Genomic DNA, 24,688 nt, shown 5'->3' on the forward strand with positions numbered 1-24,688 from the left:
CATTATGCGTCGTGCCCTGCTCCTCGCCCTCAGCCTGCTGGCTATTCCAGCAGTGCAGGCGGCCGATCTTCAGCCCTTCACCGCCAGCTACACCGCCGACTGGAAACAGTTACCCATGAGCGGTTCTGCCGAGCGTAGCCTGAGCAAAGGTGACAAAGGCGACTGGGTCTTGAACTTCAAGGCTTCCATGATGCTTGCCAGCCTGACCGAAACCAGCACCTTCAAGGTTGAGAACAATACCTTGCTGCCGTTGACGTATACCTTTGAGCGTGGCGGCTTGGGCAAGACTAAAAAGGTCAATCTGGACTTTGACTGGGCCACCAAAATGGTGACCGGTATGGATAACAATGACCCGGTCAAACTGCCGCTGATTTCCGGCATGCTCGACAAGTCCACTTATCAGCTGGCCTTGCAGCGTGATGTGGCTGCCGGCAAAAAAAGTATGAGCTACCAGGTGGCTGAAGGAGATAAAGTCGATACGTATGACTTCCGCGTTCTCGGCCCGGAAAAGGTCAAAACCAAGGCTGGCTCCATTGATGCCATCAAGGTAGAACGTGTCCGCGATCCGACCAAGAACAAACGCACGACCGTGATGTGGTTTGCCCCTAAATGGGATGCGCTGCTGGTTCGCCTGCAACAGGTCGAAACCGACGGTAAGGAATACAACATCATGCTGCTGGACGGCACGGTGGGTGGAAAAGCCGTCAAAGGCGATTAATTTCCTGCACCTAGCGTCAACCTGAAAAAACCTCGCTTCGGCGAGGTTTTTTTTCGCCTGAAGCAATCGCAACATGAAACATTTGTCATAAAACTATCGCTCAAATCCATAAACACCCCGAAAACAAAGGGCTGTAGCGATTCAGCGTTTTTGCGCAACATGACAGCCATACAGTAGGCTATTTACTTAGGGAGCTAACAGATTCTATAAAGAAGACCTGCGACGCCTTGCCGCAGGCCTTCTTTAGAATTTGGAGCAAGCAGATGACTATCAAAGTAACTGAGCGCGACGATTCACGTATGTTCCACCAACTGGTAGCCCACGGTGTTCACCTGTGGGATGTTCATCAAGAAGACGTATTGGTCGGTATGTTCCACCGCGAAAGCGACGCTCACAGCTATAAAGCCGAGCTGGAAAAGCTGGAAGCGCAGAAACGCCAGGCATGAATCACTGAAACTACTGTCTTGAAAAACACAAACCCCGCCGAAGCGGGGTTTGTCGTTTCCGAACTCTAGAGGTTCGTGTAGCCGCTGGCGAAGCAACGAGGCTGCGTCAGGCGGCGTTTTTCGTTGATATCAAAATTAGCCGGTTACCACATCAAGTCATCAGGAATCTGGTACGCCGCGTACGGATCATCCTCTTCCGGCGTTTTCGGCTCGACGAGGATATTGAGCTGCACAATACGACGCGGATCACGCTCCTGAATTTTCAGGGCTGCTTCACGGGGGATCACTTCGTAGCCGCCCTGGTGCTGCACGATGGCCAGCGAACCATTGGCCAACTTGTTGCGCATCAAGGTGTTGACCGACAGGCGCTTGACCTTTTTGTCATCCACGAAGTTGTAGTAGTCCTCAGTGTTCAGCTTGGGTAGACGTGAAACTTCGATCAACTGTTTGATCTGGGCAGCGCGGGCCTTTTGCTCGACCTTTTCCTGTTGCTGGCGGTTGAGCTCCTGATCGCGTTTAACCTTTTCGGCCTTGGCTTCTGCCGCCAGACGCTGCTGGGTGTCGTCCAGCTCGATCTGACCTTTGTGGGCCAGACGTTGCTGCTTCTGCTTTTCTTTACCGGCCTGTTTGGCCTGCTTTTCGTTGACCAGTCCGGCTTTGAGCAACTGATCGCGTAGGGAAATGCTCATCTATCTACTCACTTAGGCAAGCTCAGCCGCAGCTGGGCAAATTCTTTTCCTGGCGCTTGGCTTCACCCCACAGGGCGTCCAGGTCTTCAAGGGTGCAATCTTCAATGGGACGCAGGGTATCGCGCAATGCCTGCTCGATAAACCGGAAACGTCGGTCAAATTTGGCATTTGCACCGCGCAAGGCAGTTTCGGGGTCAACTTTGAGGTGACGTGCAAGGTTCACCACTGAAAACAGCAAGTCGCCCACCTCGTCACTGATGGCTGCCGAATCGTTGTCAGCCATCGCCTCGAGCACTTCATCCAGTTCTTCACGCACTTTGTCCAGCACTGGCAAGGCGCCGGGCCAGTCGAAACCGACCTGAGCGGCACGCTTTTGTAATTTGGCCGCACGGGACAAGGCCGGCAGCGCCACCGGCACATCATCAAGCAAGGACAACTGCTGAGGGGCAGCAGACTTCTCGGCGCGCTCCTGCGCCTTGATCTCATCCCAGCGTTGCTTGACCTGCTCTTCACTCAGGCGCGGCACATCCAGCGGGGCATACAGATCGCCGGTTGGAAAGACGTGAGGATGACGGCGGATCAATTTGCGAGTAATGCTGTCAATGACCCCGGCGAACTCGAAGCGCCCTTCTTCGCGGGCCAGTTGACTGTAATAGACCACCTGGAAGAGCAAGTCCCCCAGTTCACCCTGCAAATGCTCGAAGTCGCCCTGTTCGATCGCATCGGCCACCTCGTAAGCTTCCTCAAGGGTGAAAGGCACAAGGCTGGCGTAAGTTTGCTTGATATCCCACGGGCAGCCGTACTGCGGGTCGCGCAGGCGGGCCATGAGGTGAAGCAGGTCGTCGAGTGTGTACATGAATATTCTCTATCTGTACGCATACTGTGTAGCCGTTGCCAAAGGCGACGTCCGATTGCGCAGCAATTGCAAACCCTGATAACGCGCCGTAACTGACACACCGCGATACCTGAACTTACGACGACTGCGCCGCCGGACGCAGCCTGCGGCTGCTACGCGTTAACGCGGCTCACTACGCCCGATTCGGCGGGTTTCGATGATGTTTGGCAGTTGCGAAATACGCCCCAGCAAACGCCCCAATGCATCCAGCCCCGGGATCTCGATGGTCAAAGACATCAACGCGGTGTTGTCCTCTTTGTTCGAGCGGGTGTTGACCGCCAATACGTTGATCCGCTCGTTTAGCAGCACTTGCGACACGTCTCGCAGTAACCCCGAACGGTCGTAGGCGCGGATTTCGATATCGACCGGATAGGTCGACACCGGGATCGGCCCCCAGTTGACCTGGATGATCCGCTCCGGCTCACGGCTGCCCAGTTGCAGCACCGAGGCGCAATCCTGACGGTGAATGCTCACACCACGACCCTGAGTGATGTAACCGACAATCGCATCACCGGGCAGCGGCTGGCAGCAGCCGGCCATTTGGGTCAGCAAGTTGCCCACACCTTCGATCTGAATATCGCCACGTTTGCCCGGCTTGTAGCCCGTGGCTTTACGCGGAATCAGCTCCATCTGCTCGCTGCCGCGCTCAGGCTCGACCAGTTGCTGCGCCAGATTGATCAGTTGCGCCAACCGTAGATCGCCGGCTCCGAGAGCCGCGTACATGTCCTCGGCGGTTTTCATGTTGGCTTTGTCGGCGAGTTTTTCGTAATCCACGCCCGGCAAGCCTAAACGCCCCAACTCGCGCTCAAGCAAGGTCTTACCCGCAGCCACGTTCTGATCACGGGCTTGCAGCTTGTACCAGTGAACAATCTTGGCCCGCGCCCGCGATGTGGTGATGTAGCCCAGGTTCGGGTTCAACCAGTCGCGGCTCGGCGTGCCGTGTTTGCTGGTGATGATCTCGACTTGCTCGCCGGTTTGCAGGGTGTAGTTGAGCGGGACAATTCGCCCGTTGATTTTGGCGCCACGGCAGTTATGGCCGATTTCGGTGTGTACCCGGTAGGCGAAATCCAGCGGTGTCGCGCCCTTGGGCAAGTCAATGGCATGACCGTCAGGGGTGAAGATGTAGACCCGATCAGGCTCAATATCGACCCGCAGTTGTTCGGCCAAACCACCGATATCACCCAGCTCTTCGTGCCACTCCAGCACCTGACGCAACCAGGATATTTTCTCTTCGTACTGGTTGGAACCGGCCTTGACGTCGGTGCCCTTGTAGCGCCAGTGCGCGCACACCCCAAGCTCAGCCTCTTCATGCATGGCATGGGTTCGGATCTGGACTTCCAGCACTTTGCCCTCAGGCCCGATAACCGCGGTGTGCAACGACCGGTAACCGTTCTCTTTAGGGTTGGCGATATAGTCATCGAACTCTTTGGGAATGTGCCGCCACAGGGTGTGGACGATGCCCAGCGCGGTGTAGCAGTCGCGCATTTCCGGAACCAGCACCCGTACCGCACGCACGTCGTAGATCTGACTGAAGGCCAGACCCTTGCGTTGCATTTTTCGCCAAATGGAATAGATGTGCTTGGCTCGGCCGCTGATGTCAGCGTCCGTCACACCAGTGGCTTCCAGTTCGGTGCGCAACTGGTTCATCACGTCACTGATAAAGCGCTCGCGATCAAGGCGGCGCTCATGCAGCAAGGTGGCAATTTGTTTGTACTGTTCAGGCTCAAGGTAGCGGAAGGACAAGTCTTCCAGCTCCCACTTGATATGGCCGATGCCCAAGCGGTGCGCCAGCGGCGCATAGATATCGAAGACCTCGCGGGCCACGCGATTGCGCTTTTCGTCGGGGGCATTTTTAACGGCACGAATCGCGCAGGTGCGCTCAGCAAGTTTGATCAGTGCTACGCGCACGTCATCAACCATTGCCACCAGCATCTTGCGCAGATTTTCAACCTGGCCCTGAGAGCCCAGCACCATCGATTGACGTGGACTGAGGCTGGCGCTGATGGCCGCCATACGTAATACGCCGTCAATCAGCTTGGTCACCACCGGACCAAAACGTTGACTCACTGCCGGGAGCTGAATTTGCCCCTCACGCACGCCACGGTACAAAATCGCCGCGACCAGAGAATCCTGATCCAGCTTGAGATCAGCGAGAATTTCAGCAATTTCCAACCCGGTGCGAAAGCTAGAAGTGCCCTCGGTCCACAGGTTTTTCGCTGCATTGGCTTGTTGCTCAGCCTCACGTGCGTATTCGCACGCTTCTTTCAAGGCTTCGCGGTCCAGCGCCACATCGACACTCACCGCATGATCTAGCCATGCCTCGAGGTTGAGACTGCCGTCGGTGTTGATCGGCTGGTGTGCTCTGACCTGTACCATCTTGCTTACCTTCCCTACAGCGCACGATCAGTGCGCCGAAATCACCGGCCCTAATCCCAACCGCACGCTACAGGGCCAGTAGCGCGGGTTGCGGGCCCGTCGAAATAGACAGACATCCTAGTCTGCTTCAAATAACGCCATCGCCTCGACATGCGCGGTTTGCGGGAACATATCGAGGATTGCGGCACGCTTTAACCGATAACCCTGTTTCATCAACTCAACGGTGTCGCGTGCCAGCGTGGCCGGATTACACGACACATAGACCAAACGTTTGGCCCCCAGGCTGGACAGCTTGCGCACCACCTCATAGGCGCCATCGCGAGGCGGATCGAGCAAGACAGCAGCAAAGCCGTCTTTGGCCCACTCTGCACTCTCCAGCGGCTGCGACAAATCCGCCTGATAAAACGCCACATTATGCAGGTTATTGCTCACTGCATTCTGCGCGGCGCGTTCGACCATGGTCGCAACGCCTTCAACCGCGACAACTTCACGCGCCTGGCGCGCCAACGGTAATGCGAAGTTACCCAGCCCACAAAACAAGTCAAGAACCCGCTCGTCGGCTTGCGGTGCCAGCCATTCCAGTGCCTGCGCCACCATCGCTTCGTTAACGCCCGCATTGACTTGTACAAAGTCGCCGGGACGATACGCCAGTTCCAATCCCCACTGCTCTAAACGGTAGCCCAACCCCTGACGCTCATCGAGCGGCTGGGGCTGATCTTCGCCATGCAGCCACAATTGGGCGTTATGGGTCTGACAAAAAGTCTGCAGCACGTTCATGTCTGCTTCGTTAAGCGGCGCCATATGGCGCAATAAAACAGCGATTGCCGAGCCACTGAACAATTCGACATGGCCCAGGGCCTTCGGATTGCTCAGTTGCCGCAACATCGCGGGCAACCCACTCATGATAGGTTGCAAAGCCTGTACCAGCACTAAACAGTGATCGATTGCGACGATGTCCTGACTGCCCGCAGCCCGAAAACCAACGTCCAGCCGCTTGGCCCGCGCATCCCAACGCACAGCAATGCGCGCCCGGCGGCGATAGCCAAACTCAGGCCCGGTCAGCGCTGGCGCCCACTCTAGAGGTTCGACCCCGGCCACACGGGACAGTTGCTCGGCGAGCATGCGCTGTTTAAGGGCAAGCTGCTCGGTATGGGGCATATGTTGCACGCTGCAACCGCCACACTTTCCAGCCAGCACGCAAGGCGCTTCGCGACGCATCTCGCTGGCCTTGAAAACACGTTCGGTACGCGCTTCGACCACTTTGCCGTGTGCACCCAGCACACGCGCTTCTACGTCTTCGCCGGCCAATGCACCGGACACAAACCAGGTGCGACCCTCAATAAACGCAATACCGCGCCCATCGTTGGCCAGACGTTCGATGCTCAAACGCTGTTTCTTGCCCACGGGCACTTGCGGGGCCTTGGTGCCGCCAGCGGGCTGGAAGCGCAGACCCCTTTCTTGCTTAGCCATCAGTTAGTCGGCTCATCGTAGATTCCGGTCGACAGGTAACGGTCGCCGCGGTCGCAAATGATCGCGACCAGTACTGCATTTTCGACTTCTTGTGACAGGCGCAGCATCGCTGCCACCGCACCGCCCGAGGAGACGCCACAGAAAATGCCTTCCTCACGGGCCAGACGACGCATCACGTCCTCGGCCTCGCGCTGGGCCATGTCAACGATGCGGTCAACCCGGCTGGACTGATAGATCTTTGGCAGATACTCAGTAGGCCAGCGGCGAATGCCTGGTATGGCGGCGCCTTCCATCGGCTGCAAACCGACGATCTGCACGTTAGGGTTTTGCTCTTTGAGGTAGCGCGAAACACCCATGATGGTGCCCGTGGTGCCCATCGAGCTGACGAAGTGAGTGATCGTGCCTTCTGTCTGACGCCAGATTTCAGGGCCGGTGCTGGTGTAGTGCGCCTCGGGATTGTCGCCGTTGGCGAACTGATCGAGCACCTTGCCGCGGCCTTCGGCCTGCATCTTGTCGGCCAGGTCGCGGGCGCCTTCCATGCCCTCTTCCTGACTGACCAAAATCAGCTCGGCACCATAAGCCGTCATGGCCGCCTTGCGCTCGGCGCTGGAGTTGTCGGGCATGATAAGGATCATCTTGTAGCCCTTGATGGCCGCAGCCATCGCCAGCGCAATCCCGGTATTACCCGAGGTGGCTTCGATCAGGGTGTCGCCCGCCTGGATCTGCCCACGCGCTTCGGCGCGGCTGATCATTGACAGGGCCGGACGGTCCTTGACCGAGCCCGCAGGGTTGTTCCCTTCGAGCTTGAGCAGCAAGGTATTGGTGGTATCTCCTGCCAGGCGCTGCAAGCGCACCAACGGAGTGTTGCCGACGCAATCGGCGATAGTGGGGTACTGCAATGTCATGGCGTATTCGCAATCCAGACTGCGGGGGCGCACATCATACCGACAAACGCCGACAGCCCATATCACGCAAAGTGCGGTGCTTATGGTCAAAGGCTATAAGCAAACCCTCACCCTAGCCCTCTCCCAAAGGGAGAGGGGACAGACAGCAGTGTCTGACGAGCGTCTCAAACCTGAACCTTAGCGGCGATTATGGATTGAACAACACTTTCAGAAATCACCCCAATCAGTCCCCTCTCCCTCTGGGAGAGGGTTAGGGTGAGGGCTTTTACACACGCGCAGGCAAGCGCAGGTGTACACGCAGCCCCTGACCGACATTTTCGGCCCATAAACTGCCGCCCTGCAGGCGCAATGCATTACGCGCAATACTCAGCCCCAGACCAAAACCGCCATCCCCCGGACGCGATCCATCCAGCCGGATAAACGGTGCGAAAATCCGTTCCAGTTCTTCAGGCGCAACACCGCCACCTTGATCATCAATCCACAAATGCCATTGATCACCTTCACGCTGCCCGCTCAGACTGACCGTACCGTCAGTCGGCGAATGACGAATGGCATTGCGCAAGATGTTTTCCATCGCCTGCGCCAAGCTATTGAGGTGCCCTTGCACCCAGCAGTCGGCCCCCACCAAACAGGGCAATCGGGATGAAGGCCAACCACTCTCAAAGCGAGCATTTTCAGTCAATATTTCCCATAGCGCCTGCACCTGAATGTCTTCGACCGGCAACATTGCGCGCTCTGCGTCCAGCCAGGCCAACTGCAAGGTGTCATCTACCAGTCGCTGCATGCCGTCTACTTCACGGCTCAAGCGCTGACGCAGCGCGTCAACGCCCTGCTCGCTCTCGCAGGCCACACGCAATCGACTCAAGGGCGTACGCAACTCATGGGACAAATCGCGCAACAGTTGCTGCTGTTGGTTGACCGTGGTTTGCAAGCGTTCGGACATCTGATCAAACGCCCGCCCCAACTCTCCCAACTCATCCTGACGACTGGTGGTCTGGCTCGACAGGCGCGTGTGCAACTGATCCGCACGCCAGGCATTGGCCTGTGCCCGCAGTTGGTTGAGCGGCATGATCAGAACACGGTACAGGCCCACGCACAGCAATAAGGTCAGCAAGCCCGGAATCAAGCCATTAGTCACCACCCGCCAAATTCGCTGTGAATACCCCGGCATAAAACGCTGGGGAAGCTCGATGATCAGAGTCCCTGCGGCGCGATCACCGGGAAACGGTATTTTCATCCACGGCCGTGTCGACTTGAGATGGCTGATGGGCCAGTCCAGGCCGCGTAAAAACGTCAAGTGCTGACTTTCCGACTCACTCAGAGGGTAACTGCTCAACGACTGCAGTCCCGGACCGACCACGCCGATCCAGCCCGGCTCTTTGGGCCCCATGGTATAGATCCAGTGATCGATACCGGCTTGCTGGCCCGTCTGCCAGGCCTGCTCGGCTTCACCTGCGTAACGCAGCAAGGTGCTGCGCGCCTCTTCGGTCAGATAGGCAGTGCGCTTGTCCATATAGCGCCCCCATGACCAACTCAGCCAGATCATCAGCAAACAAAAGACAACCAGCAAACACGCCAACTTCCAGAACACTGAATGTTTGCCGGGAAGGTTAAAACCCATCGCTGGCACTCAATACATAACCCCGGCCCCACACCGTACGCACTTCGCGGGCGTGGTAGCCCATGACTTTGAGTTTTCGGCGGATTTGGCTGATATGCATGTCCAGGCTGCGATCATGGGCCGCATAACCGCGCTGCAGCACCTGCTGATAAAGGAACGCCTTGCTCAGCACTTCATCAGGATTGCGCTGCAAGGTATCCAAAAGGCGGTATTCACTGCGCGTCAGGCCCGCCCATTGCTGAGCAAAACTCACGTCTGACCTGATTTCGTCGAACAGCAGCTCGTTGTCGCTGATTAAAGGCTGCACCGCCGGCTTAAGCGGGGGCATGCGATCCAGCGCAACACGGCGCAGGATGGCCTGAATCCGCACCCGCAATTCGGCCAGGCTGAACGGCTTGGGCAAATAGTCATCGGCGCCCAGTTGAAAGCCGCTGATGCGATCCGCTTCGGCCCCCAGTGCAGACATTAAAATCACCGGCAGGCTGTGGGTCTGTCGCAACTGCGTGAGCACCTGCAAGCCGTTCATGCCAGGCAGCAGAATGTCCATCAAGACCACATCAAATTGCCCTTGGCGGGCATGTGCCAACCCCTCCATGCCATTCTGGCACCACACCACGTCGAACCCGCAACGCCCCAATTGCTCATGCAGATAGGCGCCTAATACAAGGTCGTCTTCAATGGCCAAAAGCCGGGAGGGAGTGACATCTACGGGATTCATTTGCGTCTGCAAGTCATTCTCAATCGGCGATTTTTCAAGATTGAGCCCATGCTCGCAACCGCCATGCTAAACAAAGGCTGATTGAGGTCACACACCTGCACGCAATAGTAAGTTTTCGAAGATTTGCCCTGTCGCAAATGGCTACACTGCGGGCGAACCTGTGCGGGATGCTCAGGAAACGCTTAAAAAGAATGTCGGGCTGGAGAATTGCGTGCTTAAAAACTTGGGTATCAAAGGCCGTGTGTTGTTGCTCACGTTAGTGCCCGTCTCCTTGATGGCAATGGTTCTGGGAGGCTACTTCACGTGGTTGCAGCAGTCAGAACTGGAATCCCAACTGCTGCAACGCGGTGAAATGATCGCCGAACAGCTAGCGCCTTTGGTAGCGCCCGCGATGGGCCGCAATGACACCGCTCTACTGAACCGAATCGCTACCGAAGCCCTTGAACAACCCGATGTTCGGGCGGTGGCGTTTCTGAGTGCCAATCATCAACCCCTCGTTCATGCTGGCCCGAGCATGCTTAACCCTCCGCCCTTGGGTAACAGCAGCCAGTTACTGCAGCGTTCGGATGTCGACGCCACTCGCTATTTACTGCCCGTGTTTGGTCGTCATCGCAACCTCGCAGGGGATGTAATCCCCAACGAAGCTCATCGTTTACTGGGCTGGGTCGAGCTTGAACTGTCGCACAACAATATGTTGCTGCGCGGGTATCGCAGTCTGTTTGCCAGTTTGTTACTGATCGGCGCGGGGCTGGTGTTTACCACCTTGCTGGCATTACGCATGAGCCGCACCATCAATGACCCGCTGGACCGAATCAAACAAGCCGTGGCCCAACTCAAGGACGGCCAGTTACAAACCCGATTGCCGCCGCTGGGCAGCCATGAACTGGATGAATTGGCCTCGGGCATCAACCGCATGGCTGAAACCCTGCAAAATGCTCAGGAAGAACTGCAGCACAGCGTCGACCAAGCCACTGAAGATGTGCGTCAGAACCTTGAGACCATTGAAATCCAGAACCTCGAACTCGACCTCGCCCGCAAGGAAGCGCTGGAGGCGAGTCGCATCAAATCCGAGTTTTTGGCCAATATGAGCCATGAAATACGCACCCCGCTCAATGGCATTCTGGGGTTTACCCATCTCCTGCAAAAAAGCGAGCTGACACCCCGCCAATTCGACTATTTGGGCACGATCGAAAAATCGGCCGATAACCTGCTCGGCATCATTAACGAGATTCTCGATTTCTCGAAGATCGAGGCCGGCAAACTGGTGCTCGACACAATTCCGTTCAACCTGCGGGACTTGCTACAAGACACCCTGACCATTTTGGCCCCGGCAGCCCATGAGAAAAATCTGGAGCTGGTCAGTCTGGTCTACCGCGACACGCCGCTGTCATTGATCGGTGACCCGTTGCGGCTCAAACAAATTCTCACCAACCTGGTCAACAATGCCGTCAAGTTCACCCGTGAGGGCACCATTGCGGTCCGGGCCATGCTGGAAGACGAAGATGACAACACCCCCGAAGGCTTCGTCCAGTTGCGCATCAGTGTTCAGGACACCGGCATTGGCCTGACCAGCCAGGATGTGAGGGGATTGTTCCAGGCCTTTAGCCAGGCCGATAACTCACTGTCTCGCCAACCCGGCGGCACCGGCCTGGGCTTGGTGATTTCCAAGCGTCTGGTTGAACAAATGGGCGGCGAAATTGGGGTAGAGAGTACCCCCGGTGAAGGCTCGGTATTCTGGATCAGCGTGAAACTGCCCAAAGCCCGCGACGATGCCGAAGACTTGCCGAGTGCGCCGTTACTGGGTCGCCGCGTAGCCGTGCTGGAAAAACACGACCTGGCCCGTCAGGCCCTGCAACATCAACTGGAAGATTGCGGGCTGGAAGTCACTCCCTTCACCAGCCTCGAAAACCTGACCAATTGTGTGACGAGCGCCCACCAGACCGCACTCGCTATCCATTTGGTGGTGCTGGGTGTCACCGCCCATGAAATGCCGCCCGAACGCCTCAACCAGCACATATGGGATCTCGAGCACCTGGACTGCAAAGTCTTGGTACTGTGCCCGACTACCGAGCAAGCCCTGTTTAATGCATCGGTCCCTAACCCTCACAGCCAATTGCAAGCCAAGCCCGCTTGCACCCGAAAATTGCGTCGGGCACTGGCTGACTTGATCAATCCGCAGCAGGTACGTCACGAACCGGGCGAGCCGATGGCCAGCCGCGCACCGCGAATTTTGTGCGTAGATGACAACCCGGCCAACCTGCTGCTGGTGCAAACCCTGCTGGAAGACATGGGCGCTCAAGTGATCGCGGTAGACAGCGGCTACACAGCCGTTAAAACGGTCAAGTCCCACGATTTTGATCTGGTTCTGATGGACGTCCAAATGCCCGGCATGGACGGACGTGAAACCACCGAAGTCATACGCCAGTGGGAAAGTGAACAACATTTGACGCCGCTGCCGATCGTTGCGCTGACCGCCCATGCGATGGCCAATGAAAAACGCGCCCTGCTCCACAGTGGCATGGATGACTACCTGACCAAGCCCATCAGTGAACGGCAGTTGGCCCAAGTGGTGTTGAAGTGGACGGGGCTGGCCCTGCGCAATCAAGTGATCGACAACACTCACGAGCTTATTCAGCGCGGTAACCAACTGGCCGTACTCGACCATGAAGAAGGTTTGCGCCTGGCGGCAGGCAAGCCCGATCTGGCCATCGACATGCTCGCCATGCTCCTGGCTTCACTGGACGCAGACCGTGAAGCGATCCAGCAAGCGCGCCAGGCCAATGACAACAATGCACTGATCGAGCGTGTTCACCGGCTGCACGGTGCAACGCGTTACTGCGGCGTTCCGCAATTGCGTGCCGCCTGTCAGCGCAGTGAAACCCTGCTCAAACAAGGAAGTGCCCACGCGAGTTCTGCCCTGGATGAACTCGATGAAGCCATGTCCCGCCTGAATGAAGAGGCGCGCAACACTCCGTAAAACGCGTGCCATTCACTACAATGAACCCGGCGACCCCACTCGCCCACCCTCAAGGAAGACTCATGCGCACGATTCTTTTCAGTTGCCAGACCTACGACCGCGACAGTTTTAGCGCTGCTCAACAGCCGGACGGTATCGAGTTGCACTTTCAACCGGCGCGCCTGAGTCTTGAAACGGCCGCCATTGCCCATGATTACGACGTGGTTTGTGCGTTTATCAATGACGATTTAAGTGCCCCGGTGCTGGAGCGACTGGCTGCTGGCGGTACACGTTTGATCGCCCTGCGCTCAGCCGGTTTCAATCACATCGACCTGCCTGCCGCCAAACGCCTGGGTTTGAGCGTAGTACGCGTGCCTGCGTACTCACCCCACGCCGTGGCTGAACATGCCGTGGCCTTGATTTTGGCACTTAACCGCCATTTGCACCGCGCCTACAACCGCACCCGCGACGGCGATTTTACGCTGCACGGCCTGACCGGCTTTGACCTGGTGGGCAAGACCGTCGGCGTGGTCGGTACAGGCCAGATCGGCGCCACGTTTGCCAAAATCATGGCAGGATTCGGTTGCAAATTACTGTGCTTTGACCCGTATTCAAATCCCGAACTGCTGGCCCTGGGTGCGCATTACGTGAGTTTGCCCGAGCTGCTGTCCGGTTCTCACATCATCAGCCTCCATTGCCCGCTGACAGCCGACAACAAACACCTGATCAACAGCGAGTCGCTGGCCACCCTTAAACAGGGCGCCATGCTGATCAACACGGGACGCGGCGCTCTGGTCGAGACACCGGCGCTGATTGAAGCCCTTAAAACTGGCCAATTAGGTTATCTGGGGCTGGACGTTTATGAAGAAGAAGCCCAGATCTTCTTCGAAGACCGCTCCGACTTGCCTTTGCAAGACGATGTGCTGGCACGCTTGCTGACCTTCCCCAATGTGATCATTACCGCCCATCAGGCCTTTCTGACCCGTGAGGCATTGAGTGCGATTGCCTGCACCACGCTGGACAATATTGTTGCCTGGAAAAACGGTACACCGCACAACCTGATCGAAGGTTGAAAGGCCAGAGCTCAGGCGCGTGATAGCATAGCGGCCTATTTGGAGGACCCATGGTCGAACACGATTTCCGCTTCAGCCTGCTGAACCCGCAGCACACCCTGATTGAATGCCGCGCGTTGGCGCCAGGTCTGTATCAAGTCACCGGCAACGGGGGTTCGATTCAATCTGGCGACGTGCTGATTGTGACGCTTAAAGGCAGCAAGGATTTGTCCATGCGCTTGAGTGTCGACAAAGTACGCCACCTGATCAACCCACGCGGTCAGTGGGTTGCCGTGACCAAAGGGCCGGCTTTCGGCGAATTGGCCATTCATCAGTGGCAGGTTAACTGCGACGCTTGCGCCAAAGAACTGAAGTTCGAGTTCGCAGTCGATGCAAAGCTGGGCGTCAAAGCGCAAAAGCCTGCGGCCAGTGCGCGAATCGCCGAATTGGGCTGGAGCACTGAAGGCAGCAAGCACCTGTGCCCACAATGCCAAAAGGCCGCGCAATGAAACATCTGATCCTGATGGCTGTGCTGGGCGCAAGCCTGGTGGGGTGTGCAGGTGACCCGGTGCAGCTGCAACACAACCACACCTACGTGGTGGAGTGGATTGGCGAACGGCCCTTGATTGACAACAGCCACCTGACCGTGACGTTTGACGAAGGCGGACGGGCCTATGGCAGCGGTGGCTGCAATCATTGGTTCGCGCCCTACACGCTGGACGGTGACAAGCTGTCCTTTGGCGGTGTGGGCAGCACGCGCAAGGCCTGCGCACCCGCGCTGATGGAACAGGAGCATCGCTTTTTCGAAGCCCTGCAAACTGTTCAGCGCTGGGACATTTCGCCTATCGAGCAAGTGCGGTTCTGGCCGGCTGAAGGCAAGCCGTTGCGGCTATGGCCTGAATAAAGCCCCCCCTCACCCCAGCCCTCTCCCGGAGGGAGAGGGGGCTAAAGTCAAACGCAGATCTGTGCAACACCACCGTACAAGCCCCCTCTCCCTTTGGGAGGGGGGGCTAAAGTCAAACGCAGGTCTGTGCAACACCACCGTTCAAGTCCCCTCTCCCTTTGGGAGAGAGGGCTAAGGTCAAACGCAGGTCTGTGCAACACCACCGTTCAAGTCCCCTCTCCCTTTGGGAGAGGGTTAGGGTGAGGGGCTCTTGAGGCAGACTTTTACTGCCCCTTAAGCTCCTTGATCTTGGCCAACACCCCGGCCGCGGTCTGCTCACCCATCATTTGTGCGCGAACCTTGCCCTTCTCATCAATGATGTAAGTCACCGGCAACGCTTCACTGCGCGGCAAATCAAAGTGCTCCGCCGGATCCTGCGCCAGTACGGTGAAGTTAATGCCCATCGTCGCGCTGGCATCACTCAGCTCCTTGCCCTGCAAACCGTCGAAATTAACCCCGAACACACCCACAGATTGCCCCTGCAATTGCTGCTCAAGCTTATTCAGTTCCGGGATTTCAATGCGGCACGGCCCACACCACTCGGCCCAGTAGTTGATCACCTTCCACTGTTTGTCCAAACGTTCAGAGGGGATCTTCTCGCCATGCTGATCGACCCCGTAATCATTGCCACAACCGGCTAGCAGTAAAGTAGCGGCGACAGCAACTACCACCATGACTCGCTTAAACATCTGTTGATCCTTCTCAGTAAATTCGCTCAAAAAGCCAAGTGACAACGCTGAATAGCCGCGCACGGTTCAGGCAGACACCTCAGACGGGTAGAATAGCCGCCACCTTACGCAAGAAGCGACCCGCACATGACCGATCTGACGCTTTATCACAATCCGCGCTGCTCGAAATCGCGCGGTGCGCTGGAGCTTCTCGAAGCCCGAGGCCTGACGCCCACGGTAGTACGTTACCTGGACACGCCGCTGACAGCCGCACAACTGACCGACCTGCTGCGCAAATTGAACATCAGCGCACGTCAGTTGTTACGTACAGGCGAAGAGGACTACAAAATCCTCAATCTGGCCGACGACAGCCTCAGCGAAGCCCAATTGATCGAGGCAATGGCCACCCATCCCAAGCTGATCGAAAGGCCAATTCTGGTCGTGGGCGATAAAGCCGTCATCGGTCGCCCACCGGAAAAAATCCTGGAGATCCTGCCATGAGCACGCCCTACATTCTGGTGCTGTTTTACAGCCGCAATGGATCGACCACTGAAATGGCCCGGCACATTGCTCGCGGTATTGAACAAGCAGGCATGGAAGCGCGTCTGCGCACGGTCCCGGCCATTTCCACCGAATGCGAAGCCGTGGCGGCGGACATTCCAGCCGAGGGCGCGGTATATGCCAGTCTGGATGACTTGAAACACTGCTCAGGATTAGCCTTGGGTAGCCCGACCCGTTTTGGCAATATGGCGGCCCCGCTCAAATACTTTCTGGATGGCACCAGCAACCTGTGGCTGACCGGCGCACTGGTGGGCAAACCGGCTGGTGTCTTCACCTCAACGGCCAGCCTGCACGGTGGGCAAGAAACGACCCTGTTGTCGATGATGATGCCGCTGCTGCACCACGGCATGCTAATCACCGGCCTGCCATACAGTGAGTCGGCACTGCTCAACACCACTGGCGGCGGTACGCCTTACGGCCCAAGCCATCACGCTGGCGCCGATGGCAAACGCAAACTGGACGACCATGAAACAGCCCTGTGCCGGGCGCTCGGCAAGCGTTTGGCAGAGACGGCCATCAAGCTGGATCACAGCCGTGGCTAAAAAGCCCAAGGTGCTGCCCTCCATCGCATGGCTGGCGCCACGGGTGAGGCTAATGCGGGTCTTGAGTTTGGTGTGCTTTTTGAGCCTGATCGGGTTGCTCTGCGTTTACTACCTGGCATTCGCCAACCTGCATGGCGCACGCCCATGGGTGATCCTGCTGATAGAACTGGTGCCCTTGCTGATTGTGTTGCCCGGCATGTTGCTGGGCAGCACACGGGGCCACTCCTTTACCTGCTACGTGATCAACCTGTACTTGATAAAAGGCGCGCTGGCGGCGTTCGACCCAAACCGCCAACTTTTCGGCTTACTGGAAATGGCCGTCAGCGTGGCGGTGTTTATCAGTGCCATGTTGTATGTACGCTGGCGCTACCAGTTAGACCGGCGCCTGGCTGGTGAAGGCACCCCAGTCAGTGATTCACCGTAAATGCCAGCATCTGTGACAACTGGCACATCGGCCGACCGCTTTCGGCGTGCCACTGGTTGAAAGCATTCTGCACAATGGCCAAATCCCTCAAGCTGGTCGGCGCCTTGTCGACCAGCTTCTGGGCATTGAGCGCCGCGACCACGTCATAGCTCGGCACAAAGGTGTCTTTACCCACCATGCGCAAGAAGCGCGGTGCCGACAACCCACCGAGCTGATGCCCGTGCTTGCTCAGGTATTTCCACAATCCCACAATGTCAGTGACTGGCCACTGCGCGATAAACGCGCCGAAGCTGCCGTGTTCATGGGCGATGTCCAGTACCATTTGCGCATTGCGTGGCACGCTCTTGAGCTTGCCCAGATGGCGGATAATCCGCGCATCCTGCATCAGTCGCTCAAGGTGCTCAGCGCCCATCAACACCACTTTTTCAGGATCAAAACCAAAGAAGACTTCTTCGAATACCGGCCACTTGGCATCAACTACGCTGTGCTTGAGCCCGGCTCGAAAAACGCGCAACGCCAAGGTCGACAAATATCGGTCGTCGGGAATCGCCCGTAATTGCGCGGGGGTTCGCGGTACGGGCAATTCGGCTTCCAGAGCGGCTACAGAACCAAAGCGGTTCAAACAGTATTCGTGCAGCCATGTGTAGTCGCGCATGCCCTCTCCTCTTGAATTACGACAGGTTCAGCAGATTGACGAAACGCGGCGTCGCCGTTTCATCCATTTTCAGGCTGGCAAAATCAAACAGGCTACGGTCCGCCAACTGGGACGGGTTAACGTTCTGCAAGCTGCGGAAAATGCTCTCGGTACGGCCCGGCGTCTTGCGGTCCCACTCCTGCAGCATGTCCTTGACCACCTGACGCTGCAGGTTCTCCTGGGAACCGCACAGGTTGCAGGGAATGATCGGGAACTGCTGCAAGTCCGAATACGCCTGAATGTCTTTCTCGTTGCAGTACGCCAGCGGCCGGATCACTACATTGCGACCATCATCTGAGAGCAATTTGGGCGGCATGGCCTTAAGGCTGCCATTGAAGAACATATTGAGGAAAAAGGTCTCAACGATGTCATCTCGATGATGCCCCAGCGCCATCTTGGTCGCACCAATCTCGTCAGCAAAGGTATACAGGGTGCCACGACGCAGCCGTGAACACAGAGAGCAAGTGGTCTTGCCTTCCGGGATCAATTCCTTGACCACCGAATAGGTATCTTTTTCGACGATGTGATAGGCCACACCCAACGCCTTCAGGTAGGCGGGCAGTACGTCTTCTGGAAAGCCGGGCTGCTTTTGGTCCATGTTCACGGCGACAATTTCGAACGAGATTGGCGCAACCTTTTGCAGGTGCAGCAACACATCCAACAGCGTGTAACTGTCTTTGCCGCCCGACAGGCAGACCATCACCTTGTCGCCGTCTTCGATCATGTTGAAGTCAGCCACCGCCTCACCGGTCAATCGACGCAGGCGTTTCTGGAGTTTGATTTGAGAGACCGAAAGACTGCCCATAGCGCTTCAATTCCGCGAGTTAAGACCAAAAGCCGGTGATTTTACCCAAAAATGCCCGATGCACGAAGCCCCGCTCGTTACCTCTAAAGAGGGCAACGCGATTAAGCCTGTATCTGACAGTACAAGATGCTCTTAAGGGTCAGCATTATTGAGTACCACCTTTCCTATACTGCGAATGAGACTGCAAAACCCACTGATATACGCGCCCTATTGGGGGGTGCGTCTTATGCAGGAGTGACCGTCATGCTCAATCACGTTGTGGGATTGTTTACCCACCCCGATCAGGAGTGGCGACAAATACGCGGCGATGCGCAAGAAAGCATTGGCCATCTGTACCTCACACACACCCTGATTCTGGCGGCCATTCCAGCCATATCTGCTTTTATTGGCACGACCCAGGTGGGCTGGGTCATCGCCAATAACGGCCCCGTCATGTTAACGGTCGAGAGTGCACTGTGGATGACGTTGATGTCATACCTGTCGATGCTCGCAGGCGTAGGGGTCATGGCCGCTTTTATTCATTGGATGGCCCGCACCTACGATGCACTACCGAGCATGGCGCGCTGTGTTGCGTTCGCGACGTACACCGCAACCCCTTTATTTATAGGCGGTCTGGCTGCGCTCTATCCCCATCTATGGTTTGGCATGCTCGTGGGTATCGCTGCAATTTGCTACACCGTGTATTTGCTCTACATAGGGATGCCGACGTTTATGAACATTGACCCTGACGAGGGGTTTTTATTTTCAAGTTCAGTGCTGGCGGTGGGCTTGGTGGTGCTGGTGTCGATTCTGGCATTCACTGTCATTGTCTGGGGAATGGGTGTTGGGCCGGAGTACACCAACTGACCACTCGGCACTTCACAGGTTCGGAAACCTTGCGGCTTGCGGCATAATTACCGCCTCTGGAGAACCGAACCGCATGCCCGAGTTGCTCAATACACGTGTCGAAGACTGTTTCAAACAGGCCGAAGTGTTTTTCAAACGTCCTTTCAAACGCCCGGTGGTCAGTTTCAAACTGCGCGGACAAAAAGCCGGCGTCGCCCATTTGCATGAAAACCTGCTGCGTTTCAATCCGCAGCTGTACCGCGAAAACAGCGAGGACTTCCTCAAGCAAACGGTGGCCCATGAGGTCGCCCACTTGATCGCTCACCAACTATTTGGTGACCGAATCAGCGCCCACGGTGAGGAGTGGCAGCTGATCATGCGGGGCGTGTACGAACTGCCGCCCAACCGTTGCCATACATACGCCATCAAGCGGCGCACGGCGACGCGCTATATCTATCGGTGCCCTTGCCCGGACAGCGACTTCGCGTTTTCTGCCCAGCGCCACGGCCTGGTCAAGCAAGGCCGTGGGTACTTGTGCCGACGGTGTCGCAACACGTTGGTATTCAGCGGCGAAACCCGGGTCGAATAAACAGCAAAAAAAAACCCATCCGAAGATGGGTTTTTTTAAAGGGCCAAACTTACTTCAGCAACGACGGTGCCGGACCTTCCGGTACACCCAGATCGTCAGTCGGGCGCATATCAGTCAGCGGGCTACCGCCGCTGGCCAACTCTACTTGCAATTTGTCTTCGTCCAGCTCGTTCACCCACTTGGCAACCACCAGCGTGGCCACCGCGTTACCGATCAGGTTGGTCAGGGCACGTGCTTCGGACATAAAGCGGTCGATACCCAGAATCAGCGCCAGGCCGGCAACCGGCAAGTGGCCGACCGCCGACAGGGTGGCTGCCAATACGATAAAGCCGCTACCGGTCACGCCTGCAGCCCCTTTGGACGACAGCAACAGCACCAGCAAGAGCGTGATCTGATGCGTAATGTCCATGTGCGTGTCAGTCGCTTGGGCGATAAACACAGCCGCCATGGTCAGGTAGATCGAGGTACCGTCGAGGTTGAACGAGTAGCCGGTTGGAATCACCAGACCCACGACCGACTTCTTCGCACCCAGACGCTCCATCTTTACCAGCATGCGAGGCAATGCCGATTCCGACGAGGAGGTGCCCAGCACGATCAACAGCTCTTCACGGATATAACGAATCAGCTTGATCACGCTGAAACCGTGCGCGCGGGCAATGCTGCCCAGAACCAGCAGCACGAACAGCACACATGTGATGTAGAAGCAGATCATCAACTGGCCCAACTGCACCAGCGAACCGACGCCGTAAGCGCCAATGGTGAAAGCCATGGCGCCCAACGCGCCGAGAGGTGCCAGCTTCATGATCATGTTGATGATGTTGAACATCACATGGGCAAAACGATCAATGAAGTCCAGCACCGGCTTGCCGTAGGCACCCAGGCGATGCAGGGCAAAGCCGAACATGACCGAGAACATCAGCACTTGCAGGATGTCACCGTTGGCAAACGCGCCCACGATGGTCGACGGAATGACGTTGAGGATAAAGCCGACAATGCTTTGATCAGCACCGGCGGTGACGTAGCCAGCAATCTTGGTCGCGTCCAGCGTAGACACATCGATGTGCATGCCAGCGCCCGGTTGAACCACGTTTACAACCACCAGACCGATCAGCAGCGCAATGGTCGATACCACTTCAAAGTAGAGCAAGGCATAACCGCCGGTCTTGCCGACCGATTTCATGCTCTGCATACCAGCGATGCCACTCACCACCGTACAGAAAATGATGGGTGCGATGACCATCTTGATCAACTTGATGAAGCCATCACCCAAGGGTTTGAGTGCTACGCCGGTTTCCGGGTAGAAATGACCGAGCAAGATGCCAATAGCGATAGCTACGATCACTTGCACATACAGGGATTTGTACAGTGGCTGACGAGTCGTCATTGCAAAGTTCCTCAAGTGCATCACTCAATCATCATTCCATCTGAGACTGGCGACGCCTAAAGCGCGAACCCTCCTGTACTTGGAGGGATTTGTTGTGTGGAGCTGCTCTAACGGCAGAACTCTTACGCTTGTTGCAAGCGGCGGGCCAAGATGGAAAAAGGGCTGATACTGCTACTCCTGCAGGGAAAATCTACAAGACGCAGGAATTGAGCTGGCGGATTTCCGCCCTTTGAGCGCTTAAGAAAGCGTGAGATGGCGGATTTCCGCCTTGGCAGGGTGTCCTCGTAGTCGCTGACCAGGAGCAACTACGGGTGTTGGAATTTAAGAAGAGTGGGCAGAATCAGTTCGCAGCGGGGAAATGAATCCGAAACGCTGCCCCGCCCAGTGTTGAGTCATCCAGGGTCAGCTGTGCGTCGTAGCTTTCGATAATGTCTTTAACCACGGCCAGGCCAATACCCTGCCCTGCGTGCTGGCGATCCAGACGTTCGCCGCGCTGAAGAATACGCGCCCGCTGATCCGGTGGTACGCCCGGGCCGTCGTCTTCCACGCAGATTTCAACACCATGGGCATTTTGATGCAGGCTGATGCGCACTTGGCAAAGACACAGGCGATAGGCGTTTTCCAGCAAGTTACCCAACAGTTCCAGCAGAGCATTCTGCTCGATGGGCACGTGACTCAATTCCGGTATGTCGTAACTGACTTTGACTTGTTTGTCGCGATACACCTTCTCCAGCGTATCGCACAGGCTTTTTACCACCGGCAGCAGCTCGACTTGATGGCGCACTAAACCGCTTTTACGCAAACTGGCCCGTTGCAGTTGGTAGCTGATTTGCTGGTTCATGCGTTCAATCTGGGTTTGCAGCACCCACGCCTGATCACGATCTCGCGGCCGCTGGGCCATGCTTTCGCTGACCCCTTGCAAGACGGCCAACGGGGTTTTCAAGCTGTGGGCCAAATCATCCAGTGAGTCTCTGTACCGCGCACGCTGTTCACGTTCGCTTTGCAACAAGCGGTTCAGGGAGCCGGTAAGTCTTAATAACTCACGAGGATGCTGCTCACTGAGACTTTCGCGCTCACCGCTTTCTATCTGGTCCAGCTCCTGACTCAAGCGTCGCAAGGCACGTAACCCCCAGGTCAAACCAATCCACAATAGCGCCAGCAAAACAATCAAGGCTGCTCCAAACCCCAGATACAGGTTTTCGCGCAGCCCGGCCAACGTCATGTTGTATTCGCGCATCGGTTGCAGCGCTACAAAGCTGAAGGCAGCGCTTTTGCCGCCCAGCAGCTTGACCTCCACGTCATAGACGAAAAATTCTTCACCGTTGTCTTCGCGAATGCTCGCAAACTCATTACCGCGCCCGTCGTAACGCGGTGTGTAGTTAATGTTTTCTTCCTGGGTAGCCCGTGAGCGCCACACCAGATGGCCTTCACGGTCGTAGATGTAGCCGAGCAGGCGACTGTCCGGCAGGTTGAACTGCTCATCCGGGAGCAACGCCGGCATTTTCAATTGGTTTTTTTCGACCCGTGCCGCCGAGATCAAAGTGGTCACGTCCGATGCCAGTCGCTGCTCGATAGCATCTTTGAGTGCGAGACTGAACGCCCCTTGCATGGCCGGTAACAAAGCCAACATAAACAGCACCGCCAGCAACGTGGCCGCCAGCATCAGTCGAACGCGAAGCGAACGAATCATCGGCAGCGCTCAGTGAACAAGTACCCCAACCCCCGCACGGTATCGATTGGCTTAAAGCCGTTTGCCCCCTCAAGCTTGCGTCGCAGGCGCCCGACCAGCACCTCGATCACATTCGGATCACGCTCCTCGTCATCCGGGTAGAGCTGTTCCATCAGTCGGTCCTTGGCCACCACCTGTTGGTGATGACGCATCAGGTATTCGAGAATTCTGTACTCATAGGCCGTCAGCGCCAACGGCTCACCTTCCAGTACCGCTTGTTTGCGATTGATATCCAGCACCAGTTCGCCAGCCACAATGGTCGATTGTGTGAAGCCGCTGGAACGTCGTAACAAGGCATTGAGCCGTGCTTCAAGTTCTTCAAATTGAAACGGCTTGACCACATAATCGTCGGCGCCAGCAGCCAGCCCCTCCACCTTGTCTTGCCAGTTGCCACGGGCCGTGAGAATCAGGATCGGAAAGGTCTTGCCCCGGGCACGCAGTTGGCGAATCAGGTCAAGCCCGCCCATACCGGGCAAGCCGAGGTCAATCATGGCCAGGTCATGATTGAACTGCTCACTCTGGTACAACGCCTCCTCGGCATTGGCCACCGATTCCACGACATGACCTCGTTCGCTGAGTCGGGTTTGCAAGTGATGGCGCAGCAGCGCCTCGTCTTCAACCACCAACAATTTCATCGCGCTCTCCCAAGCCAAATCCGAGTCCCTTAAGGCCTCATCACCCATTGCACAGGGCCACCATACGGGGTTGGCCCTGAACAGACTCTGAACATGCACAGGTCATCTTAGGCTACCCAGGCTGATCAAGACCCGGCAAAATGCCCGCCATGAATCGACCCTTCGCCCTGCCCGCCTGTTGCACCCCATTGCGCACCGACTGGCCATTGCCCCAAGCGCTGCCTGGCAGCGTGTGGGCAAGCACTGAGTTCACCCCGGCACAGCTCACTGCCGATGATTTTGCACGCACAGCCGTTGCAATGCCCGCCAGTATTCAACGCTCGGTTACCAAACGCCAAGCCGAATATCTGGCTGGACGCTTGTGCGCCCGCGCAGCGTTGTTGCAACTGGATGGCACCCTCGCGACACCGGGCATTGGCGAAGACCGTGCGCCGCAGTGGCCTGCGCATATTTGCGGATCAATCACCCACAGCAATGGCCGTGCAGCCGCACTGGTTGCATTGAAAAGGGACTGGTCCAGCGTGGGTATCGACCTCGAAAACGTACTCACTGACGAACGCGCCCAGCGTCTCGCCAAAGAGATTCTCACGCCGGCTGAACTGCACCGCATGGCATCCACGCCCGCACAATCCGTGGGGCATGTCGTGACGCTGACCTTTTCGGTCAAAGAAAGCCTGTTCAAGGCCCTCTATCCGCTGGTGCAAAAACGCTTCTATTTTGAACACGCTGAAGTACTCAACTGGACCCCAGCGGGTCACGTACGCATGCGCCTGCTCACTGACTTGTCACCCGAATGGCCCAATGGGCGGGAGCTGGATGCCCAGTTCTGCGTATTTGAAGGGCAATTGCTGAGTGTCGTGGCGATCAGGGCGAACGCCGTTTAACCCCACCTAGCGGCTCTGCGCTTGAATCAGGCCGCATATCGCCTGCCCCCCAAGCGATCATTGCGCATGCCCGAACAGGCACAACGGGCACTGTACCCGTGGGGGTTCATGTCTTTTTTGGCCCGCCACGGCGCCATGCTATGGTTTGCGCCCCCTAAT

At 56.9% G+C, this 24,688-nt stretch carries 25 protein-coding genes; 12 read left to right on the forward strand and 13 right to left on the reverse strand.

What is annotated here, in order from left to right; translation table 11 throughout:
- Positions 1-4 precede the first annotated feature (4 nt).
- A complete protein-coding gene (locus FJD38_RS03785; protein ID WP_146383972.1) occupies positions 5-718 on the forward strand; it encodes a DUF3108 domain-containing protein in 714 nt (237 codons plus the stop codon).
- Between the two features lie 263 nt (positions 719-981).
- The gene (locus FJD38_RS03790) at positions 982-1,164 is read left to right on the forward strand and encodes a hypothetical protein (protein WP_019827733.1); all 183 of its coding nucleotides are present in this window, start codon (positions 982-984) and stop codon (positions 1,162-1,164) included.
- A 143-nt stretch (positions 1,165-1,307) separates the two neighbouring features.
- On the opposite strand, the gene FJD38_RS03795 is transcribed toward FJD38_RS03790, so the two are convergent.
- The 7 genes from FJD38_RS03795 to FJD38_RS03825 form a co-directional block, all read right to left on the reverse strand.
- Positions 1,308-1,853: a DUF2058 domain-containing protein gene (locus FJD38_RS03795; RefSeq protein WP_016779855.1), complete on the reverse strand. Its 546-nt coding sequence runs from the start codon at positions 1,851-1,853 to the stop codon at positions 1,308-1,310.
- Between the two features lie 22 nt (positions 1,854-1,875).
- Positions 1,876-2,709: a nucleoside triphosphate pyrophosphohydrolase gene (mazG, locus tag FJD38_RS03800; RefSeq protein ID WP_146383974.1), complete on the reverse strand. Its 834-nt coding sequence runs from the start codon at positions 2,707-2,709 to the stop codon at positions 1,876-1,878.
- Between the two features lie 159 nt (positions 2,710-2,868).
- Positions 2,869-5,124, reverse strand: a complete 2,256-nt coding sequence (gene relA / locus FJD38_RS03805) for a GTP diphosphokinase (protein WP_146383977.1) — start codon at positions 5,122-5,124, stop codon at positions 2,869-2,871.
- Between the two features lie 117 nt (positions 5,125-5,241).
- The gene (gene rlmD / locus FJD38_RS03810) at positions 5,242-6,594 is read right to left on the reverse strand and encodes a 23S rRNA (uracil(1939)-C(5))-methyltransferase RlmD (protein WP_122784638.1); all 1,353 of its coding nucleotides are present in this window, start codon (positions 6,592-6,594) and stop codon (positions 5,242-5,244) included.
- On the reverse strand, positions 6,594-7,499 hold the full coding sequence (gene cysM, locus FJD38_RS03815; RefSeq protein ID WP_122784639.1) for a cysteine synthase CysM: 906 nt from the start codon (positions 7,497-7,499) through the stop codon (positions 6,594-6,596). The genes rlmD and cysM overlap by 1 nt, the downstream gene beginning before the upstream one ends.
- A 265-nt stretch (positions 7,500-7,764) precedes the next feature.
- Positions 7,765-9,120, reverse strand: coding sequence for a sensor histidine kinase (locus FJD38_RS03820; protein WP_146383979.1), 1,356 nt, complete (start codon positions 9,118-9,120; stop codon positions 7,765-7,767).
- The gene (locus tag FJD38_RS03825) at positions 9,110-9,838 is read right to left on the reverse strand and encodes a response regulator transcription factor (protein ID WP_146383981.1); all 729 of its coding nucleotides are present in this window, start codon (positions 9,836-9,838) and stop codon (positions 9,110-9,112) included. The genes FJD38_RS03820 and FJD38_RS03825 overlap by 11 nt, the downstream gene beginning before the upstream one ends.
- A gap of 211 nt (positions 9,839-10,049) precedes the next feature.
- Here FJD38_RS03825 and FJD38_RS03830 point away from each other — a divergent pair, with 211 nt between their 5' ends.
- From FJD38_RS03830 to FJD38_RS03845, 4 genes are all read left to right on the forward strand, one after another.
- The gene (locus FJD38_RS03830) at positions 10,050-12,815 is read left to right on the forward strand and encodes a response regulator (protein WP_146383983.1); all 2,766 of its coding nucleotides are present in this window, start codon (positions 10,050-10,052) and stop codon (positions 12,813-12,815) included.
- A 62-nt stretch (positions 12,816-12,877) separates the two neighbouring features.
- Complete coding sequence (locus FJD38_RS03835; RefSeq protein WP_146383985.1) at positions 12,878-13,867, forward strand: 2-hydroxyacid dehydrogenase; 990 nt, start codon at positions 12,878-12,880, stop codon at positions 13,865-13,867.
- A 50-nt stretch (positions 13,868-13,917) separates the two neighbouring features.
- The gene (locus tag FJD38_RS03840; RefSeq protein WP_122784644.1) at positions 13,918-14,355 is read left to right on the forward strand and encodes a hypothetical protein; all 438 of its coding nucleotides are present in this window, start codon (positions 13,918-13,920) and stop codon (positions 14,353-14,355) included.
- Positions 14,352-14,750, forward strand: coding sequence for an META domain-containing protein (locus tag FJD38_RS03845; protein WP_122784645.1), 399 nt, complete (start codon positions 14,352-14,354; stop codon positions 14,748-14,750). The genes FJD38_RS03840 and FJD38_RS03845 overlap by 4 nt, the downstream gene beginning before the upstream one ends.
- Positions 14,751-15,013: 263 nt before the next feature.
- Here FJD38_RS03845 and FJD38_RS03850 read toward each other — a convergent pair whose 3' ends face one another.
- Positions 15,014-15,478 (reverse strand): TlpA disulfide reductase family protein, encoded by a 465-nt coding sequence (locus tag FJD38_RS03850; protein ID WP_122784646.1) that lies wholly within the window; start codon positions 15,476-15,478, stop codon positions 15,014-15,016.
- A gap of 126 nt (positions 15,479-15,604) precedes the next feature.
- Here FJD38_RS03850 and arsC point away from each other — a divergent pair, with 126 nt between their 5' ends.
- Genes arsC through FJD38_RS03865 form a run of 3 tightly spaced genes read left to right on the forward strand, consistent with a single transcriptional unit; the run spans position 15,605 to position 16,984 of the window.
- Positions 15,605-15,958, forward strand: a complete 354-nt coding sequence (gene arsC, locus FJD38_RS03855; RefSeq protein ID WP_146383987.1) for an arsenate reductase (glutaredoxin) — start codon at positions 15,605-15,607, stop codon at positions 15,956-15,958.
- Entirely contained in the window at positions 15,955-16,560 is a 606-nt protein-coding gene (wrbA, locus tag FJD38_RS03860; protein WP_122784648.1) for an NAD(P)H:quinone oxidoreductase, read from the forward strand. The genes arsC and wrbA overlap by 4 nt, the downstream gene beginning before the upstream one ends.
- Positions 16,553-16,984, forward strand: a complete 432-nt coding sequence (locus FJD38_RS03865; RefSeq protein WP_146383989.1) for a DUF2069 domain-containing protein — start codon at positions 16,553-16,555, stop codon at positions 16,982-16,984. Before wrbA ends, FJD38_RS03865 begins: the two co-directional genes overlap by 8 nt.
- Here FJD38_RS03865 and FJD38_RS03870 read toward each other — a convergent pair.
- Together FJD38_RS03870 and ttcA are read right to left on the reverse strand one after the other, a co-directional pair.
- Positions 16,968-17,639: a DNA-3-methyladenine glycosylase I gene (locus FJD38_RS03870; RefSeq protein WP_122784650.1), complete on the reverse strand. Its 672-nt coding sequence runs from the start codon at positions 17,637-17,639 to the stop codon at positions 16,968-16,970. The two genes, FJD38_RS03865 and FJD38_RS03870, sit on opposite strands and share 17 nt — an antisense overlap.
- A 16-nt stretch (positions 17,640-17,655) precedes the next feature.
- On the reverse strand, positions 17,656-18,483 hold the full coding sequence (gene ttcA, locus FJD38_RS03875; protein WP_122784651.1) for a tRNA 2-thiocytidine(32) synthetase TtcA: 828 nt from the start codon (positions 18,481-18,483) through the stop codon (positions 17,656-17,658).
- Between the two features lie 243 nt (positions 18,484-18,726).
- Between ttcA and FJD38_RS03880 the strand changes: the two genes are divergently transcribed.
- Together FJD38_RS03880 and FJD38_RS03885 are read left to right on the forward strand one after the other, a co-directional pair.
- Positions 18,727-19,329: a Yip1 family protein gene (locus FJD38_RS03880; RefSeq protein WP_122784652.1), complete on the forward strand. Its 603-nt coding sequence runs from the start codon at positions 18,727-18,729 to the stop codon at positions 19,327-19,329.
- A gap of 73 nt (positions 19,330-19,402) precedes the next feature.
- The gene (locus tag FJD38_RS03885) at positions 19,403-19,897 is read left to right on the forward strand and encodes a SprT family zinc-dependent metalloprotease (protein WP_146383991.1); all 495 of its coding nucleotides are present in this window, start codon (positions 19,403-19,405) and stop codon (positions 19,895-19,897) included.
- A gap of 49 nt (positions 19,898-19,946) precedes the next feature.
- Here the strand turns inward: FJD38_RS03885 and FJD38_RS03890 are convergent, their stop codons facing one another.
- From FJD38_RS03890 to FJD38_RS03900, 3 genes are all read right to left on the reverse strand, one after another.
- Positions 19,947-21,281 (reverse strand): dicarboxylate/amino acid:cation symporter, encoded by a 1,335-nt coding sequence (locus FJD38_RS03890; RefSeq protein ID WP_146383993.1) that lies wholly within the window; start codon positions 21,279-21,281, stop codon positions 19,947-19,949.
- Between the two features lie 340 nt (positions 21,282-21,621).
- The gene (locus FJD38_RS03895; protein WP_146383995.1) at positions 21,622-22,971 is read right to left on the reverse strand and encodes an ATP-binding protein; all 1,350 of its coding nucleotides are present in this window, start codon (positions 22,969-22,971) and stop codon (positions 21,622-21,624) included.
- Positions 22,968-23,645 (reverse strand): response regulator, encoded by a 678-nt coding sequence (locus tag FJD38_RS03900; RefSeq protein WP_122784656.1) that lies wholly within the window; start codon positions 23,643-23,645, stop codon positions 22,968-22,970. The genes FJD38_RS03895 and FJD38_RS03900 overlap by 4 nt, the downstream gene beginning before the upstream one ends.
- Positions 23,646-23,794: 149 nt before the next feature.
- Here FJD38_RS03900 and FJD38_RS03905 point away from each other — a divergent pair, with 149 nt between their 5' ends.
- The gene (locus FJD38_RS03905) at positions 23,795-24,529 is read left to right on the forward strand and encodes a 4'-phosphopantetheinyl transferase family protein (RefSeq protein WP_122784891.1); all 735 of its coding nucleotides are present in this window, start codon (positions 23,795-23,797) and stop codon (positions 24,527-24,529) included.
- The last annotated feature ends 159 nt before the right edge of the window (positions 24,530-24,688 follow it).

It is taken from the genome of Pseudomonas saxonica, assembly GCF_007858365.1.
GTDB lineage: Bacteria > Pseudomonadota > Gammaproteobacteria > Pseudomonadales > Pseudomonadaceae > Aquipseudomonas > Aquipseudomonas saxonica.